Annotated in this window: 14 protein-coding genes; 10 read left to right on the forward strand and 4 right to left on the reverse strand. The window is 45.9% G+C overall.

All coding sequences use genetic code 11. From position 1 onward, the window contains the following. Genes R7Q09_RS12175 through R7Q09_RS12185 form a run of 3 tightly spaced genes read left to right on the forward strand, consistent with a single transcriptional unit; the run spans nucleotide 1 to nucleotide 2,508 of the window. Nucleotides 1-735 carry an SDR family NAD(P)-dependent oxidoreductase gene (locus R7Q09_RS12175; RefSeq protein ID WP_005383422.1) on the forward strand — a complete coding sequence of 245 codons (735 nt, stop codon included), beginning with the start codon at nucleotides 1-3 and terminating at the stop codon, nucleotides 733-735. Between the two features lie 47 nt (nucleotides 736-782). Beyond that, the gene (locus tag R7Q09_RS12180; RefSeq protein WP_213869927.1) at nucleotides 783-1,787 is read left to right on the forward strand and encodes a cupin domain-containing protein; all 1,005 of its coding nucleotides are present in this window, start codon (nucleotides 783-785) and stop codon (nucleotides 1,785-1,787) included. 1 nt (nucleotide 1,788) lies between these two features. Then, nucleotides 1,789-2,508, forward strand: a complete 720-nt coding sequence (locus R7Q09_RS12185) for an alpha/beta hydrolase (RefSeq protein ID WP_318070920.1) — start codon at nucleotides 1,789-1,791, stop codon at nucleotides 2,506-2,508. Between the two features lie 63 nt (nucleotides 2,509-2,571). On the opposite strand, the gene R7Q09_RS12190 is transcribed toward R7Q09_RS12185, so the two are convergent. The 3 genes from R7Q09_RS12190 to R7Q09_RS12200 form a co-directional block, all read right to left on the reverse strand. Further along, a complete protein-coding gene (locus R7Q09_RS12190; RefSeq protein ID WP_318070924.1) occupies nucleotides 2,572-3,657 on the reverse strand; it encodes a porin in 1,086 nt (361 codons plus the stop codon). Nucleotides 3,658-3,834: 177 nt separating this feature from the next. Beyond that, entirely contained in the window at nucleotides 3,835-4,851 is a 1,017-nt protein-coding gene (locus R7Q09_RS12195; RefSeq protein WP_005374772.1) for a nuclear transport factor 2 family protein, read from the reverse strand. A gap of 101 nt (nucleotides 4,852-4,952) precedes the next feature. Next, nucleotides 4,953-6,248: an MFS transporter gene (locus R7Q09_RS12200; protein ID WP_039840592.1), complete on the reverse strand. Its 1,296-nt coding sequence runs from the start codon at nucleotides 6,246-6,248 to the stop codon at nucleotides 4,953-4,955. 340 nt (nucleotides 6,249-6,588) lie between these two features. On the opposite strand from R7Q09_RS12200, the gene R7Q09_RS12205 reads away from it, so the two are divergent. Together R7Q09_RS12205 and R7Q09_RS12210 are read left to right on the forward strand one after the other, a co-directional pair. Beyond that, nucleotides 6,589-8,130 carry a sodium:solute symporter gene (locus R7Q09_RS12205; protein WP_005374777.1) on the forward strand — a complete coding sequence of 514 codons (1,542 nt, stop codon included), beginning with the start codon at nucleotides 6,589-6,591 and terminating at the stop codon, nucleotides 8,128-8,130. Nucleotides 8,131-8,141: 11 nt separating this feature from the next. Further along, the gene (locus R7Q09_RS12210) at nucleotides 8,142-9,512 is read left to right on the forward strand and encodes an L-serine ammonia-lyase (RefSeq protein WP_318070918.1); all 1,371 of its coding nucleotides are present in this window, start codon (nucleotides 8,142-8,144) and stop codon (nucleotides 9,510-9,512) included. Between the two features lie 78 nt (nucleotides 9,513-9,590). On the opposite strand, the gene glgX is transcribed toward R7Q09_RS12210, so the two are convergent. Then, nucleotides 9,591-11,582: a glycogen debranching protein GlgX gene (glgX, locus tag R7Q09_RS12215; protein WP_318070917.1), complete on the reverse strand. Its 1,992-nt coding sequence runs from the start codon at nucleotides 11,580-11,582 to the stop codon at nucleotides 9,591-9,593. A 446-nt stretch (nucleotides 11,583-12,028) separates the two neighbouring features. Between glgX and R7Q09_RS12220 the strand changes: the two genes are divergently transcribed. The 5 genes from R7Q09_RS12220 (at nucleotide 12,029) to R7Q09_RS12240 (ending at nucleotide 18,716) form a co-directional block, all read left to right on the forward strand. Next, entirely contained in the window at nucleotides 12,029-13,300 is a 1,272-nt protein-coding gene (locus R7Q09_RS12220; RefSeq protein WP_025768651.1) for a maltoporin, read from the forward strand. 100 nt (nucleotides 13,301-13,400) lie between these two features. Beyond that, complete coding sequence (locus R7Q09_RS12225) at nucleotides 13,401-14,210, forward strand: MalM family protein (RefSeq protein WP_005374786.1); 810 nt, start codon at nucleotides 13,401-13,403, stop codon at nucleotides 14,208-14,210. A gap of 317 nt (nucleotides 14,211-14,527) precedes the next feature. Further along, the gene (locus R7Q09_RS12230) at nucleotides 14,528-15,034 is read left to right on the forward strand and encodes a hypothetical protein (protein ID WP_005374788.1); all 507 of its coding nucleotides are present in this window, start codon (nucleotides 14,528-14,530) and stop codon (nucleotides 15,032-15,034) included. Nucleotides 15,035-15,154: 120 nt separating this feature from the next. Beyond that, complete coding sequence (locus tag R7Q09_RS12235) at nucleotides 15,155-16,768, forward strand: alpha-amylase family glycosyl hydrolase (protein WP_104980213.1); 1,614 nt, start codon at nucleotides 15,155-15,157, stop codon at nucleotides 16,766-16,768. Between the two features lie 331 nt (nucleotides 16,769-17,099). Further along, nucleotides 17,100-18,716 (forward strand): endonuclease, encoded by a 1,617-nt coding sequence (locus tag R7Q09_RS12240; protein WP_318070915.1) that lies wholly within the window; start codon nucleotides 17,100-17,102, stop codon nucleotides 18,714-18,716. Nucleotides 18,717-18,747: the final 31 nt, after the last annotated feature.

The following is an 18,747-nucleotide window of genomic DNA, read 5'->3' on the forward strand; positions in this document are numbered from 1 at the left end:
ATGTCGAAACTTGCCTTAGTCACAGGCGGCAGTGGCGGACTGGGTGCCGCCATTTGTCGCAAGCTAGCTGAATCGGGATATCGCGTAATTCTGACTTACAACAGTAATCAGAAAGCGGCCGAGGATGTGCTTTCCTCGCTGCCACGTAACGAGCATCTAGCATTCAAATTGAACGTGGCAGATTCTAGTGCGATTGAACAGCTTAAACATCAAGTCAGTGAAATAAGCGACAAGCTGGATCTGTTGGTCAACTGTGCGGGGATGACGAAATTCGTCGCGCACTCTGATTTGCAAAGTTTAGATGACCAGCTGTTTGACCAAATTTTCCAAGTGAACGTCCGTGCGCCTTTTGCCATGGTTCGAGCGTTTGAGCCTTGGCTTAAGCAAGCCAATGGTTGTGTGGTGAACATTACTTCTATCGCGGCACAGACTGCGATGGGGAGCAACATTGCTTACTGTGCAAGTAAATCTGCCGCGGAGAACATGACCCGTTCTTTAGCTCGCGCTCTGTCTCCCGAGGTTCGCGTTTTGGCTGTTGCTCCAGGGCTTGTCGACACTGAGTTTGTCAAAGGCTTGGATGACGCATGGCGTAATCAACAAGAACAATCCACACCGCTTAAGCGTTTAGCCAATGATGAAGAAGTCGCTCAAGCCGTGTACGCCGCAGCAGACGTTTTGACCTTCTCGACAGGCAATACTATCGCGGTTGATGGTGGGCGACCTTTAGGTCTGTAACTAACAATTCAAAGGCTAGGTCCAAACAAGGACAACAAGGATTTACAATGACTCTACAATCTAAAATGAATAATAACCTGGTCCGCTACATGGAACTGATTCCGGGTACGAGTGCGTTTATTGATGCGCGCACGCCAGGCAGTGATCTCAAAGATAACTTTTGCATTATCGGTGCTGGGGTGGCAGAGAGCAGTCGTCAGCATGTTCATATTCGCGATACGGCGGGCTTTAACATTGGTGCCGCAGGCCAACCGCCGGGCATCAAAAATTCGTTGCACTCTCATCGTACCGCCGAGCTTTTCTTGGTGTTCAAAGGTCAGTTCCGTTTTTATTGGGGGAACGATGGAGAGCATGAGGCGGTGTTGTCTCACGGTGACGTCATCTCGATTCCAACCAATCTCTTCCGTGGATTTGAAGTGGTTGGCCGCGATTACGGCTTTATGTTCTCGGTACTTGGCGGCGACGATTCAGGTGGCGGCGTTATTTGGCATCCAAACGTTATTAAAGACAGTCAAGGTTATGGTTTATACCTCAAAGCCGATGGCACACTCGTGGACACCATTAATGGCGACCCGGTGCCACAAGAATCAGAATTGATGCCGCTGCTTACCGAAGAAGAGCTCGCGACCTTCGATACATACACCGCAGAAGAGATGATGCCATTTGTCGCTCTGCAAAAAGATTATCGTGAAATCAAAGGCGATTTCGGCGGAAGCAACGTGAAACAATACGCCTTAACGGGTCATCCTTTGGCGAGTTATGACTTCCAAGTAAAGAGTGAAGATGAAGTGAGCATCATGGCTTATGAGCTTTCTGAAGGTGGCTCGATTCCTCAACACTGGCGAGAAGAAAAACAAGTGCTTATCAACTTTGATGGCGATACTGAAGTGGTCCTCACGCATCAAGGCGAACAAGCGAGTGTTGTTTTAACGCGCGGTGATGTGCTGAATGTTCCAGAAGGTGCGTCATACTCACTGACGAACTTGCGTGGTAATAGTTTGACGTATTGCATTCTTGGCTCTGATCAACCAAAGCCGCTGGCAGGAGAATAAAATGACGCAACCCACCTCGTTAGTTTGGCTACCCGGACTACTTTGTGATGGCACATTGTTTGAGGATATCAACCGAGCGTTGCCAAGTTGGGTTGAGCCTACATGCCCGACGCTGGCTTCATTGCCGTCAATGGAACAGCTGGCGCAGAGAGTGTTGCAAGACGCACCGCGGGAGTTTGTCTTGGGGGGCTTATCAATGGGTGGGATTCTTGCCTTTGAGGTGTACCGTCAAGCGCCAAACAGAGTCAAAGGCTTGATCCTCATGGATACCAATGCAGCAGATGAAAAGCCAGAGGTGACACAAAAGCGTGATGCACTGGTTAGCCGTGCGTTAAGTGGTGAGTTTGAACGCATTACGCCTGACACTCTGATGCCTGTGCTGATTCATCCCAGCCGTTTGCAAGACAAAGTGTTGACAGAGCGTATTGAAGGCATGGCGGTCAATGTAGGTTTGGAGGCATTTGAAGCACATGCTAAAGCGTTAGCAACTCGCCCGGATGCTCGACCTTTATTGGCGGACATTCAAGTTCCTACGTTGGTGATAACAGGTAAAGAAGATAAGCTTTGTCCGCTAGACAATCATCTGCTCATGGAGCGATGCATCCCAAACGTCACGCTTCATGTTATCCCTGAGTGTGGGCATCTATCTACGCTTGAGCAGCCTTTAATTGTTAGTGAAGTGATGACTACTTGGCTTCAAGATAACTTTGCTTTGTGTTGATAAGAACTTCATCACTCACCACCTTAAGGTTACTTGGGTATAGGTGGTGAGCGATGAGTATTATCAGAAGTAGTAGCGAATACCTGCCGCGAATTGATCATCACGGTTTTCGAATTTGCTGCCATCGTACTGATCTTTACCTAGGTCGAACTGGTATTCAGTCCAAACTAGGAATTTGTTCTTCTGGAAGTGGTATTCAAGACCAGGGATCAGCAAGTTACGCTCGTAACCTTGCGTCTCGTCACCACGATCTTCCATGTAGTTGTAGTTCAATGTTGGGCGTAGGCCGTTGTCGAAGTGGTAGTAAGTGTAGATTTCGCCACCTAGGGTATCGAACATTACGTCCGTACCGCCTTGGCTCACTGCTTCCCAGTTTTCGCCAACGTGGAAAGTCGCACCTGCGTAGAAGCCACCGTTGCTGTAGTTTGCGCCCAATAGCATGATGCGCATGTTGTCGCCGTTTTCTACGCCAACCACGCTTGTGTCTAGATCCGCAACTTCATTTTGATGGTAAGCCGCACCCAGTGTTACGCCATCAACCGGTTTGTAAGTGATAGACGCACCCATGCCGTTTTTCAGTGAGGCTGTCGCATTGCTTGCTAGAGCAACATCTTCACGCGTGGTTTGGTAAGTAAAGCCGTAGCTCACTTTTTCATTGATTGAATTACGGTACGTAATTGAGTTTTCTGCACGACCCGCGCCGGATGCGATACCCCAGTCAGCTAGGTTGTAAACACCTGAGCCACGAGTACCGAATACACGACCTAAATCGGTGTACCATGCTACGTCGTAGAAGGTAGACCACTGCTTAGTACCCGCAGCAATCTTGCCGTATTTTTCGTGATCAACACCTGCGTATAGCAAGCGGTCGTAAATGTTGTCACCGTTCGCGCCAGAGTTGTAGCCCCATTCCGCGTGACCGAAACCAGTCCAGCCGTTATCTAGGCCCATTTGGCCTTTCAAACCGAAACGTGAGCTGCCGCTGTTCCATTCACCGTTGTCATCACCGCCACGGTCTTGGTAGCGAAGATCGAAACGGCCATCGATGGTTAGGCTGTCGCCAGCGTCATTAACAAAAGTGTGTGCAGCAAAGGCTGAGCTAGAAGTAAGCGCTGCTAGAATCACTGCAGAAAGGGTCGACTTTTTCATCATCAATCTCATTATTCAGGGCGCAGAAAGCCACCGTGCGTTCATGCCCGTTTTGAATAAGGGTTCTATCTTGAGGTTGTGCCCCATCCTTGAGGCACGAGTTGGGAGCATGTCGCCTGAACCGAGAGGGTATTCAGGCAACATAAAGGCGGGTTGACAATCCGCCCCTAGGACTTCTTATAGAGAAGGGTTTAGGATCTGTTGAGTACGTTCGAACACGTCTAGACCTTGCTGTTTTAGCCAGTAAGGAAGGTCGATCAGTACCCAGTTCTCAGATAGCTTGTCGCCGTCACGGTAGTAAACATCAACCACTTGCATGTCTGCACGTACTTCACCACCTGTCATACCTAGGAAACCACCGATTGGTGTGTTAGATAGGTTTGGCCAGCCGAAGAAACAAGAGAAGTTACCTTCTGCGAAACGACATACGTGGCCATTAAACTTCTTGTCTTTCAGGTTGTTACGGAACGGCAATTGGTGCTGCTGTTGGTAACGAGGGATTGTGTAAGACGCACCGATACCACATGGACCGTACCAGATCATGTCTTTAGACCAGCTCTTTTCAAGAACTTCTGGTGGGCAACCCATTGCGCCGCTGTCGTTTAGTGCAGATAGGTCATCAACCATCTTGTTCACTAGTGCTAGTGTTGCTACGCCTTCTTCTGGTGCTGCGTCTTCGAACAGTAGGCCGTCGTGGTTACGAGGACCAGGGTATACGAAGTGCTTACCTGTTGATGGTGGTAGTGGGTAACAACCAGCTTGGTCCATTGCACCTAGAAGGTCTAGGAATAGGCCAGTCTTAGTGATCTTGCCGTTTTCAACACAGTTAAATTCTGCGTAACGGATGTTCATGATTTTGCCAGTTGGGCGCATGCCTAGGTATTCAGCGTCGAATAGACCCATGAAGTGACCCATGCTCATTACCCAGATTTCACCTGATGTTACTTCGTTCTCACCACCGATGAAGATGTCTTGACGACGCTGCATGCGAGTCATTGATTTCATCAAAGGAGCCCAGAAAACGTCAGCCGCTGCTTGAGCGCCTTGTTGCTCACGGAATGGGTAAACACCACGCCATAGGTAATCTTCTGAAGTGTGTGCTTTTAGTACTTCTGCCACGTTCTCGTGAGTTGCGTTTTCCATTGCGCTGAAGTATTCACGTACAACGCGTTTCGCTTCTTGATATTTAGACATAATAAACTCTCTTATTTGCTGTCGAGTCGGCTTTGGGAACAGGACTCGAAATTAAGTTTTTTCATCCGGCCGGGGAGCCAGCCGGAGTTTTTGAAATTCAGTTACGCTTTTGCTGCTTCGGCTTTTTTGCTCTTATCGAACACGCCGCCTTTTAGTGTCTCTGGCAGTGATAGCCATAGAAGACCAGCAAGGATCCATACGATTGGTGAACCCCACATTGCGGTTTGTAGGTCGGTACGCTCTTGGATGAAGATAAGTACCATTGGTGCCCACATACCGAGGATACGACCGCCGTGGAATAGCGCCGCGCCGTAGCTACGTAGGTGTGCTGGGAACAGTTCTGAGAAGTAACCACCCCATACCGCTGAAGAAGACAGGCCGAAGTTGTAAATCAGACCAAGTAGAGCCAGCATGTTTAGGCCGCCAATCACCATGTCGCCAGGTGCAACAAAGAAGATTGAAACCATGATGCCCGCTAGGATGAAGCCAAACGCGTTCACCTTACGACCGAATTTGTCAGCTACCCAACCCCAGAACCACGCACCAAACAGTGAACCAAATGCTGAGATAGAGAAGATGAGACCGATGGTTGCACCGTCGAACATACGTACATCACGTAGGTATGTGGTTACGAAGCCACCAAAGAATTGGAAACCGTAGAAGTTAAGGCCAGCCAGTAATAGACACGTTAGTGTGATCTTACGGTAAGGCTTGCTTAGCATTTCGCCCCAAGAGCCTTTTTTCGCTGGTGCATTTGATTCTTCTACTTTTGCTTGCTCTTCTTCACCGTAAGCGATCACTTTGCTGTCGCTAGGTAGTACAAAGATCATGACAACAGCGGCTGCCAATGGTGGGATACCACCTACAAGCATTAGGCTTTCCCATGGTGCATCGATGCTTGCAATAAATGCTGCATACGCACCCATTACCATCAGTGCTACAGAGAACATAGAAGACGCGAATGCCGTCAACTTACCACGTACCGTTGGCGTAAATAGGCCGATCATCAAGCTTACTGCCACGGTGAAGTAACCACCCAGTGACAAACCAATGATGAAACGCATTGCTGCCCATGTTGTGTAGTCGGTGAACATCATATTGATGATCGTAGCGCCACCGTTTAGGGCTGTGATGGTAATAAGAGTGGATTTCTTACCAAATTTTGTTGCGAACCAAGCACAGCTCAATGCACCAATAAGTGCACCAACCGACTGCCATGTATAGAACTGGGCAGTGTCTGACAGACTAATACCATCATACGCTTCAACGATGTATGGGCGTACGTAGTCAATAATTACAAAGTTATAACAATAGAAAAAGTAACCAACCAGTATCGCTAGATAGGCAGCTACCCTTTGAATCATAGGAACTTCGCTCATGTGTCTTTTGGCATTCATGACCGATAAACCTCTATTTTACTTAGGATTTGTTGCTATTCAAACTTAAAGAACACGATCTTATTGGGATCATCTTCGATTTCGTGTCGTGGTGAATCATAGTTTTTTTAAGGTCATTAGATCCGTGATCAATATCAATTTTAAAATGAATGCGTACCCAATTAGTGGTTTTTAGTGATGGGAGTCTCATTAAATCGGTCTTTTTGGCATTTTTGAATATATAACCGTCTATATTGGTGATTTTAGTCACAGTTATGGCGGGATTATCGTTTAGATATGCTTTTTTAAAGTAATATCCAAGCAACAAATAATTAGCACCCAGAATTATGGAAACCCTGAAATGGTTACGTACTCAAGTTTTGTGGTGATTGCGTTATACGTGTTAATCACCATATTAATCAGCTATTTAGTGAATAAGCGCTACAGCAATGGTGGCGACTTTTCTACGGGTGGAAAGCAATTTGGCTGGTTTACGGCAGGTGTTTCGATACTTGCGACTTACATTAGTGCGATGACGTTTGTAGGGATGCCAGGTTGGGTTTATAGCTCTGGCATGGAAGCGATGAGTATTCACCTTAACTATCCCATCGTTATTTTTTTCACCGTCATTTTCTTTGTGCCTGTTTTCTATAAGCTGGGTCTGACTTCGATTTATGAATACCTTGAGCACCGCTTTGGGGTGTATGCAAGAACCATCAACTCGATTGTGTTCATTGTGGTTCAATGTATCTCAGCGGGTGTGATTTTGTATGCCGTGGCGCTGATCTTAGTGCAAGTTCTGCCTATCAGTATTTCTGAAGCCATTATCTACATCAGTATTTTCACCGCTTGCTATACCTATGCGGGCGGGATTTCCACGGTTATCTGGACCGATATGTTGCAATCTGCAGTATTGGTTGCGGGCAGCATCGCTATTTTTGCCATTCTAATGACAGAGATTAATGCGGCAGATTACCTTTCTCGTGATCACCTGAATATCATCAACTTAGACTTTGATTTGGGTGTAGATACCACACTCTGGGCTGGCGTGGTTGCTGTGAGCTTTTTGCATTTGAGTGTGTACGGCACCAACCAATTGATCATCCAACGCACGTTAGCGACGAGATGTGAAAAGACCGCGCAGAAATCGATGCTGTTGTGTGGTTACGGTGCGTTTTTCGTGTACTTGTTCTTCGCGGTACTCGGTGTTCTTCTAAGTGTTTTCTATCAAGATCAATCGTTTGAAAACAGCAATGAAGTGATTTTGGATTTCGTCTTCAACCACACTAACCCAATCGTCGTTGGTTTGATCATTTCCGCATTGGCGGCCGCCGCAATGTCGACGCTGGATTCGACCTACAACTCAATGGCGACCGTCGCAACGTTCGATATCTACAAGCGTTTCGTTCGCAAAAGTGCCGATGATGAGCACTACGAAAAAGTCGCGAGAAAGATGAGTTTGCTCGCTGCGGCCATGGTGGTAGTGCCAGCTCTTCTAGCGGTATCGAATGAATCGGTACTCAAAACCATCGCTAGCCTGACTTCTATCTTCGTTGGTATCCGATTGGGTTCATTCGTGCTTGGTTTATTCTGGGCGAAAGCCAATGAGAAAGGCGTGATCGTTGGCAGTATCATGAGTGTGATTGCGGTATTTACTGCGATGTATCTCGACGTGGCTTGGCCGTGGTTCGCGCCAATTGGTACGTTCGTCTTCCTTTTGTTTGGTGTGTTAGTGAGTCGTCGTTGGGGCGCGGTGACTGCCGAGCAACAAATCTTTATCAATAATCAAAAACATCTTTTTGCAAAGCCAACCGCAAGCCATTACGGATTGTTGGTGTTCGCTGTGGCGACCATCGCTGCTTGTATGGTTCTCCCTGATTGGCTTTATGCTGCATTGTCGTAATAGGTAAGTTTATGCTGTCCATCTTTGATATTTACAAGATTGGTGTGGGCCCTTCTAGCTCTCACACCAATGGTCCAATGATCGCGGGTTACCACTTCACTCGTTTGATTGAATCGAACTTGGCAAAAGTGGTTCGTATTCAAGTCGATTTATATGGCTCACTCTCGTTAACGGGGATTGGTCACCATACAGACCGTGCAACGATTTTGGGTCTGTTGGGTAACAAACCAGATACCATCAAAATCGCTTCTGCGAACAAAGCGATGCGCAAGGCGATTGAAGAGGGCATGATGTCTGTCGATGGCCGTCATGAAATCGAATTCAACTACAAAACGGACATGTTGTTCCATGAAGAGAACCTTCCTCTGCATGAGAATGGCATGACGATTACTGCCTTAGATACGCACGGCAATCAGGTTGGGTTTGAAACTTACTACTCTATCGGTGGTGGTTTCATCGCAACGGCGGATGAACTGCAAAATGGCAGTGCGACTGCTCCCGTAGAAGTTGAGTTTCCATTCTCCAGTGCAGACGAAATGTTGGCACAGGCAGAGAAGAATGGCATGAGCCTTGGCGGCATGATTCTGAAAAACGAACAAGCGTTTCAGGATATGGAAGCCATCAATCAACGTGCCGAACAGATCTGGCGTGTGATGACGCGTTGCATGGAGCGCGGTTTCGAGACAGAAGGTATCTTGGATGGCGGCTTGAATGTGACCCGCCGTGCGCCTAACTTGCTGAAGAAGCTTGAAGCAAATGCAGCAATTGAACACGATCCAATGGAAATCATGGATTGGATTAACCTGTTTGCTTTTGCTGTGAGTGAAGAAAACGCGGCTGGTGGACAAGTCGTAACGTCGCCAACCAATGGTGCGGCGGGTGTGATTCCAGCGGTATTGATGTACTACCATCGCTTCATCAAAGAGCTCGATACTAAACAGCTTAAAGACTTCCTTGCTGTATCCGGTGCGATTGGCATTTTGTACAAAACTAATGCGTCTATCTCGGGTGCCGAAGTGGGTTGTCAGGGCGAAGTTGGCGTGTCTTCTTCCATGGCGGCAGCTGGCTTGACGGCGCTGCGTGGTGGTAGCAATGAGCAAATTTGTATTGCGGCCGAGATTGCCATGGAGCACTCACTAGGCATGACTTGTGACCCAATTGGGGGCTTAGTGCAAGTTCCGTGTATTGAGCGTAATGCAATGGGCGCAATGAAAGCGATCAATGCTTCTCGTATGGCATTAAAGCGTAACAGTAAATGTTTGATCTCGTTGGATAAGGTGATTGAAACCATGTATCAAACGGGCAAAGACATGAACAAGAAATACCGCGAGACGTCACTGGGTGGATTGGCTTTGATCCACCTAGCGCCGCCTTGCGAATAATGAGTTAGGCAAATCTAACCAACAAAAAAGCCGAAGCACTGAGATGCATCGGCTTTCCTTTTTTGGAGCGTTTATAACTTAGCTACGCGTTTGCTCACCTTTTGGTGTGCTTTGGATTGGTTGATAGTGCAAAATCACCATCGAGGTGGGTGACAGCAAGACTTCGCCTTCAGCATGTCCTGGGTTGAGGTTACGTACGTTTGTATCACAGATCGTCACCCATTCTTGCTTTCGCTCATTGGGGAGCTTAAAGCGCGCTGTGGCGTTAGTTTGGTTGATGAGGTAAACCAGCTCTTGCCCTTCTTTACCGATACCAAGGTGAAGTGCGACAGAGCTTAAACGGTTCCAATCATCGTGCTCCATTAAGCGACCGTCTGTACGGCGCCAGAAAATACGGTTGTTATTGCGGTTTTCGCCACTGAAAGCTCGGATAAATGGCACCATGTATTGATTTCGGTTGGCGACCATTTGTGACATCCATGCTTTGAAATGTTGCTTACGTTCTGTCTCTTCCCAGTTCAGCCAACTGGTTTCGTTGTCTTGGCAATAGGCATTATTGTTACCACCTTGGGTGTGAGACAACACGTCAGCAGTGAGAATGTGTGGGATACCGAAGGCAAACAGCAAGCTAGCAATAAGGTTGCGTTTTTGCTTCTCACGCGTGGCGATGATCATCAGATTTTCTGTCTCGCCCTCAACACCGTAGTTTTCTGAACGATTGTCACCGTGACCGTCGCGATTTTCTTCGCCATTGGCTTCGTTATGTTTGTGCTTGTAAGACACTAAATCTTGCAGTGTGAAGCCATCGTGATACGTGATGTAATTTACGGTGAGTTTGTATGGCCAGTTCGCTGCACTATAAATGTCACGAGAGCCCATTAATCGAGTGGCAAACTCTTTTAAATAGCCTTGATCACCGCGCCAAAAACTGCGGGAAATATCACGCAGTTTGTCATTACATTCGTTCCAACCAAATGGAAAGTTACCCACTTGGTAGCCATTTGGACCAATATCCCAAGGCTCGGCAATCAATTTGGTTTCACGCAAAATTGGGTCTTGCGCAACGGCTTTAAAGAAAGCTGCTTCTGGGGTGTAATCATCGCCCTGTCGACCTAACGTTGCAGCCAAGTCAAAACGGAAGCCATCGACTTTAAATTCGCTAACCCAGTAGCGCAATGTATCCATCACAAGGTTTAAGGCTGGTTGGTAGGTGAGATCCACTGTATTTCCGCAGCCAGTGTAATTGGCGAAGTGGTTGCCATGTTTTATGTAAAAACAGGAGTCGAGGGCTTTCAGGTTGAAAATTGTAGGCCCTTCACCACCTTCAGCAGTGTGGTTGTAAACCACGTCGAGAATCACTTCGATACCGTTTTTATGCAATTCGCGAATTGTTGTTTTTAATTCCGTAACGGCGTCTTGTTCTGCGTAGCGCGGATCGGGCACCATAAAGAGATAAGGGTTGTATCCCCAATAATTGACCTTTTCCATCTCTAGTAGGTGAGGCTCATGCATGCATGCTGCGACAGGTAGCAATTGCAGCGTGTTGATGTTTTGCTGTTTGTAAAAGGCCAGCATTTCAGGTGATGCAAGACCTAAATAGCGCCCCTTCAGCTTGTCCTCAACCTCAGGGTGGCGTTGGGTAAGCCCTTTGACGTGCGTCTCAAACAACACCATCTCTTCTCTGGGTATACGCGGGTGATCCGTGTTTTGCCAGTCAAAATCATCTTCGATAACGACGCACTTCGGCATATCGAAACTTTTGGCTGGAGAGTAGGGAGGATGATAGTGGAGGGCTTTATCTATTGATTTTGCGTACGGATCAGAAATTAACAGTGGCTCGTCCTTGTGGGAGACAAGATAACCGTATTTTTGCCCCGGCTTAATATCTGGAATAAAAGTATGACGTATGCCAGCGTATTCATTCGGTAAACCGTGAAGCTCGTAGCTGCCATCGTCTGCAAACAATGCCAGTTGAATGTCTTTTACGCCCGGAGCATGAATAGAGAAGTTGCAGCCTTCTTTATTCAATGTTGCGCCCAGCGGGTAGGGGCGAGAGAGAAGTCGTGTCATCGGAGATACTTTATTTAATATTTATTGCTACCTTTAGGAAACTATAAGTTAAAAACTTTGTCTTACTAAGGTCAACCACCCTAAATATAAAAATATTCGTGTAATTTAATTACTTTATGTGACGGCTTAGAGTCAAAAATATGAAATGGCTATCACTTTGTAGCGGCTCAAAACCGAACAAACTTACTAATTCCTCCCTAGATTGGTGATCTGACTCGAAAAAACACCATTCGGTAAATTTTCTACTCCCTTCTCATCCCCCTTAAATTAGTTTAGGGCGGAGGAAGTCATCCTTGTACGCCTCGGGTAATCTCACAACTGTTGAAACAAACGGGGATTCGTTCCCATCTTACCTCTCTTTCTTTAGGTGTGTTTTTACTGCCTATATTCACCTAAAAGAGTGAGCAGGGAAGACAGAATTATAAATACCCTTAATGGAGTTAAGAATGAAAAAAGTAAGTGCAATTGCTGCTGCTGTAGCTGCAACTTTAGCTGCTGGTTCTGCGTTCGCAGTGGATTTCCACGGTTACATGCGTGCTGGCGTTGGCGTGAACGCTGACGGTGGTCAACAAATCGATTTCAAAAAGAGTCAAATCGGTCGTCTAGGTAACGAAAGTGACGTTTATGGTGAAGTCCAACTAGGTAAAGAAGTTTACAATAACAACGGTAAAACGTTCTACGTAGACTCTATGTTCGCTATGACATCTGATGGTTCTAACGACTGGGAAGGTACTGCAACTAACTGTAGTATTAGTGGTTCAGACCTAACTTGTAAAGATGATGCACAATTTGCTCTACGTCAGTTCAATGTTCAAGCTAAAGGCGTATTAAACTTTGCTCCTGAAGCGACACTATGGGCAGGTAAACGCTACTACCAACGTCACGACATCCATATCTCTGACTTCTACTACTGGGATACATCTGGTGCAGGTGCTGGTGTAGAAAACATCGAAGCTGGTCCTGGTAAGCTATCTTTTGCATGGATTCGTAACGACCGTGATTCTCTTGAAGATTCTGGCAACAAGAGTGGCTCTCTAAACGTAAACACTCTAGACGTACGTTATGCTGGTCTTCCAGTGTGGGAAAATGGCTCTTTAGAAGTTGGTGTTAATTACGCTCTTCTAAACGAATCTGATGATGCATCTACTGGTGCTAAAGACGCACAAGACGGCGTAATGTTCACTGCTGAATTGACTCAAGGTCTAGATTCTGGCTTCAACAAAACAGTAGTTCAGTATGGTACTGAAGGTTATGCACAGACAATGGCATTCTACGGTGGCGGTAGTTGGTACGCTGCAGAAACTAAAGATGGTGCTTCAGGTTACCGCCTAATCAACTGGGGTGTAATCGGCATGGGTGAAAACTGGGAAATGGGTCACCAGTTAGTGTACGGTGTAGGCGAAGACATGGGTTCTTGGTCATCAAAATGGAAAACTGCATCTGTAGTAGTTCGCCCTATGTACAAATGGGATGATAACCACAAGACTATCTTCGAAGCAGGTTACGGTATGGACGATAACGATGGTTTCGAAAGTGACTACGGTAAGTTCACAGTGGCGCAGGCATGGTCTGCTGGGTCTAGCTTCTGGGCCCGTCCAGAGATCCGTCTATACGCTACATACCTAACAGCTGATGATGACAACAGCTCAAAAGTATTTAACGGCGGTCGTTCAGACGATACGTTCCAATTCGGTGTACAAGCTGAAGCTTGGTGGTAATCATCTAACCACTAAGTCCTAAATTGTCCTAGAATGATACAGCCAGAACTTATCTGGCTGTATTTATTTAAAAAACAATAAAGAGTCGAGGTAGACAGTAATGAAAAAATGGCTTGCTCCCGTACTGCTGGGCATGTTGGCTACTGGTTGTGCGTCTGTAGAACAAGTAGAGATGAGTCCAAAAGGTCAGCAACAAGTGATCACGCAATCGGGTGATATTCAATGGGTACCGCTTAACGTGCCTGTGGTTACTGAATTCGCTTTGACTGATAAAAGCCAAATGTTGTTGGATGGTAACAGTGCTGGCGCTATTGCAGCGTTTGCTCTTCCAGGTAACCGTGGCAGTCTCGATATCAAATTAGAGACATTCGTAAGTAAAGAACTTCAATTTTATGCTCCTAATGTCGCAGTGATGAACTCGGCAGGAGAAACCATTTACCAAGCAGATTTTTCAAAGTTTAAGTACGAACCAGCAAAACTGTTGGACAACGATAAATTCGTACTTGATCTCAATGTGATTCCAGACATGACAGGTAACGATCTGCATGTGTTGGTTTACACTACTTCCGCCGATCTAAAAGGAAGTACACAAGTTTTACACCCTGCAAAAGCCTTCGCCATGGCGCGTCACACTCAGCCGCCAGATATTGCAGACCCTCTAGCGAAACATAGCCCACTAGGTCAGTTCCGCTTTTCGGTATCCGCGAATGATATTGTGAATACTAAGATTGTTGCGAAAAACGACAACATTCCCCAAGGTACGGACCTTACTAGCTACTACTACAGCTCAATTGAAGCGGCAGTCGCAGCGAATGATATTCCGAAAGCGCTCACTTTGCTTGATGAAGCAAAAGAGCTAGGTATTGAAGGTGCACAACAAGTGTTTGTGAAAGCCGTAAATAGAAAATAATCAGATAAAAAAAGGTCAGCGAAATGCTGACCTTTTTCATAGAAAATAAACTAATAAAAATACCCCTACATAGAGTTACCTTATTCACATAATTATTTTTATTACTTTGTTTTTTATATAGGTTGGATCAATAATTAATGGCAGTTCCTAATTTATTTTTTGTACTTAGGAAATAAACAAACTTCTCGAAGTGATTTAAATTCGCAATCTGACTATATTTATTTGGCGTTTGATATTTCCATTTTAATAACGATTAATATTTCTTTTAATCGTTGAGTTTATTTTGCTTTGGATATACTAAAAAGGAATTACGTGAAATGAACATGATGAAGACCTCTCTTGCTGCTGCTCTACTTGTTGCCTTAGTGGGTTGTCAATCGACTGCAGAACCAGAAGCGGCCGCAGAGCCTGTTGTTAATATGTCTCAAGACGAAGTGGTTGCTTTCATGAAAGCGTGTGACAACCCAGATAGCACAGCGAAAGGACCTATTTCTAAACCACTATTTGTGGTGGGTACTTTTGCGGATTCCGATTGGAAACACGTGCCTCAGCGTCAATACACCTACAAAGGGAATAATTTCTACCAAGCCGTGGTTCAAGAAAAAGTAGGCTCCTACAAAATGCAGTACGCGACCGAGTTGTGGTTCCCACAATTTACCGCAAAAGGTAATAGAATGAACGTTGGTGAATTAACACCATTAACATTTGGTGGTTACGGTACGGATACTTCGGTTGATATTAAAGAAGATGGTAAATATGTATGGAGTCTTCAGTTTGAAGGAAAAGGCAAACCTGTTCATGTCATGGTAAATAAGTGCCAATAATATTACATTCAGTTATTTAAAATCTATTTTTATTTATTAACCCCTGCATGAAACACATGTCGGGGTTAATTTTATTACTCAAATTTCCGTAGTTTATTTGAGTAAGTTAGGGAGAATAAAATGCGTAATATCCTACGTAACCATCGCCTGTCTCGATCGTTGCTTGCGTTAAGTGTGATTGGTGCTTTATCTGCGTGTAATTCTTCTGGTGGTGGCGACACTAATAGCAGCACTCCGCTACCGGATACCAGTTATGCTTGCCAAGCCAATGTCATGGCGCAAAGTAACCAACTTCGTACTTATCAAATCATGGTAGAGAGTTTTGTGGATGGTGATGCGAGCATTGGTCACGGTACAGGTTATGGCACCAGCCATCATAACGGCGATTTGCAAGGAGTGATTGATTCACTCGATTACATCCAAGATTTAGGGATGAACGCGATTTGGTTGACGCCAGTTTTTGAATCGGAAGCGATAGCGGGCCAAGAACACTGGGCCGATCGTCTGGATGCCACGGGCTACTTTGCAACGGATTACTTCACCATTGATCCACGTTTTGGTGATTTAGAAACGGCGAGAACCTTGGTCGAGGAAGCACACAAACGCGGCTTATACGTGTTTTTTGATGGTGTATTTGGTCATCACAAAGATGGTTTGATCAAACCATCTCCTTCCGGTTTGTTGCCATCGGGATCGAGCAATCCCGTTGATTACCCGGCCAGTCTCGATTTCTACAAAGAAGTGGCAACGTATTGGATCAAAGAACTGAAGATTGACGGCTGGCGTTTAGATCAAGCCTATCAAGTTCCGACAGACGCTTGGACACAACTTCGTAAAGCCGTCGATGAAGCCTCACAAAGTGTGACGTACACCAATAGCAAAGGCGAACAAGTGAATCCGTTGGGTTACATGGTGGCAGAGATTTGGAAAGGGGAGTCTGAGATCGCGAATGAGGCGTATGGATCGAACAGCGATCCGGCACTGTGCTCTGCATTTGATTTTCCTATGCGCTATCGCCTCGTTGAAACTCTGGCCGTGAATGAGAGTGGCGTGGGTGGTCGCGGTGTGGATTGGCTAGACAACGGTTACAGCACACACAACCAATATCCAACACATGCGCAGCCGAATTTGATGATCGGCAACCATGATTTAGTGCGCTTTGGTGACTTGTTACAGCGCGGAAACTTGGCGGATGTGAATGATGTAGAATATTGGTTACGCCATAAAGCCGCGTTTGCTTTCCAAGCGGCGTACACCGGGCCAATCACGTTGTACTACGGTGATGAAATCGGGGATCAAGTGGATGGTTTTGCCGCAAAAGAAGACAACAACACCTGCGCCATTCAAGGTTTGTGTGATGATCACGTTGCGCGTAGCAGTGCAAAAATTGAAGGTGTGACGGCGACGCTTGATGCAAACCAAGCCGATCTCAAATCTTATGTGGCATCGCTGATGACAATGCGCGATGCGCATCCTGCACTTTATCAGGGGTCACGCACGAATTTAGTTGCGAGTAACGGCAGTTATGTGGACTTGAAACAATCTGGTTCGGACAAAGTCTTGTTTGCGCTAAATACCTTAGAGAGCGCTAGAAGCGTCACTCTTACTCAGGAGAGTGTTGGTACTGGTGAGTTGGTGGATTTGCTCACGAATGAAAAAATTACTCCGAGCAATGGTCAATATCAGATTCCGATGTCGCCACTACAAGGACGATTCTTTGCGGTAAAACCTTAAGGAATTATCCAGAATTGATGCTCACCAGTTGAGCTGACCACAAGCTTTCTTATAAACAAGCCAAGTGTTGTTGCTGACCCCCATAGGCGCACACTTGGCTTTTTTCTGTCTGTTTTACTTTTCCCTTAATGGTTTTACGACGATGTAGCCAACAAGTTGCTTCGCTTTTTGTATTGGCGTTTGTTTTCAGCAGGTGAATATTTGTGAGATAAGCTGCACATTAAAAAGTAAATTAACACTTGTGCAACGTAAAAATGTGACTGAAGGATTACTTATGCCCCACTAATATGTTTATCGTGTTTGGGATTTATATAACTAATGGAAAAGTATAATGAAATCCATAACGAAACCCCTCTGTCTTCTTGCTGTTATTAGCTCTCCGCTTGCATATAGCCAAATTCTCAATGGTGACTTTGAACAGTGGAATGGCAGTGCGCCTACGCAGTGGTCAGTGATTGACGCTGGCATCGCGGTGTCGCCAAGCAGCGAACAAATCAAATCGGGCGGCCTGGCTGCTCAAGTCGTCGTGAATACAGGTACCCAAAGCAACACTGACCTTTTGCAAACCATTAATGTGGAGCAAGGGAAAACCTATCCGTTTTCTGTCTCGGTTTATCATACCGAAGGAAATGTAAAAGCACGTCTGGTGGTTGATGGTTATCACAATTACTCGAACCCACAACAGATAAACCAGTGGCAAGAGCTTGCGCACAACTACACAGCGAGCTCGAACAAGACCATCAACGTCGGTTTGCGTTTTTACGATGAAGCCAGTTTTGATGGCTCAGAAGTTGTCTACGTCGATAATTTTCAACCGACTGAGACGAGTACACAACCTCCTGTAGAAAGTTGTAGTGATCACCAAGTGGTCTTGACTCTCACAACCGATAACTATGGTTCAGAAACCAGCTGGACGTTAAAAAACAACCAAGACGAAGAGCTGTTTTCTGGTCAGGGATATGAGTCAGCAACCACCATTGAAAAGAGCATGTGCTTAGCTGACGGTAATTACCAATTCACGATTCAAGACGAGTATGGTGACGGCATTTGTTGTGGCAGTGGCGCGGGGTCGTACATTCTGACTGAGGGAGATAAGACTCTTGCTTCTGGCGCTGAATTCTCGAAAAGTGAAACCACCAATTTTAACTTAGGTGACACAACGACGACCCCACCAGTGGTTGATGGTTACTATAAAGTGGCATCTGGTAAGACGGGATACGCTCTAAAAACAGCGTTGTTTAACATTATCAATAATCACTCCAGCCGAGGCTATTCTGCGGTCTGGACCTTGGTAAAAGATGCCGATATTGATCGTTATTACGAAAATGATGGCTCTATTCTCGATATGTATTCTGAAAAGCCATCTGGTAGCGATACAGTAAGCTTTACCAAAGTCACAGACCAATGTGGCCAATACAAAACGGAAGGGGATTGCTACAACCGTGAGCACTCTTTTCCGAAAAGCTGGTTTGGCGGTAAGGTTGAGCCGATGAACTCAGACGGTCATCACTTGTTTGCGACTGATGGTTATGTAAACGCGAAGCGCAGTAATTGGCCATTTGGTGAAGTGGGCACCGCGACCTACGTGTCTAGTAATGGCTCTAAACTTGGCCAAGCAAGCACTAATCTGGGCTACTCCGGTACGGTGTTTGAGCCGATTGATGAGTTTAAGGGCGACTTCGCCCGTGCTTATTTCTACATGGCAACCCGCTATGAAAATGTTGTAGGTAATTGGGAAGGTAATTCAAGCAATGCGGATGCTGTCCTTGATGGTTCAAGTTCGACGGTTTTTGAACCTTGGGTGTTAAACATGCTTAAGCGTTGGCACAAAAATGATCCCGTTAGTGAAAAAGAACGAAACCGCAATCAACAAGTGTTTGATTTTCAGGGCAATCGTAATCCATTCATTGATCATCCTGAGTTTGTTGAACAGATTTGGGGAAACTAACACCTTTTTGATTTTGGTATCCACCATTTAG

The organism is Vibrio sp. 2130-1, from assembly GCF_033339515.1.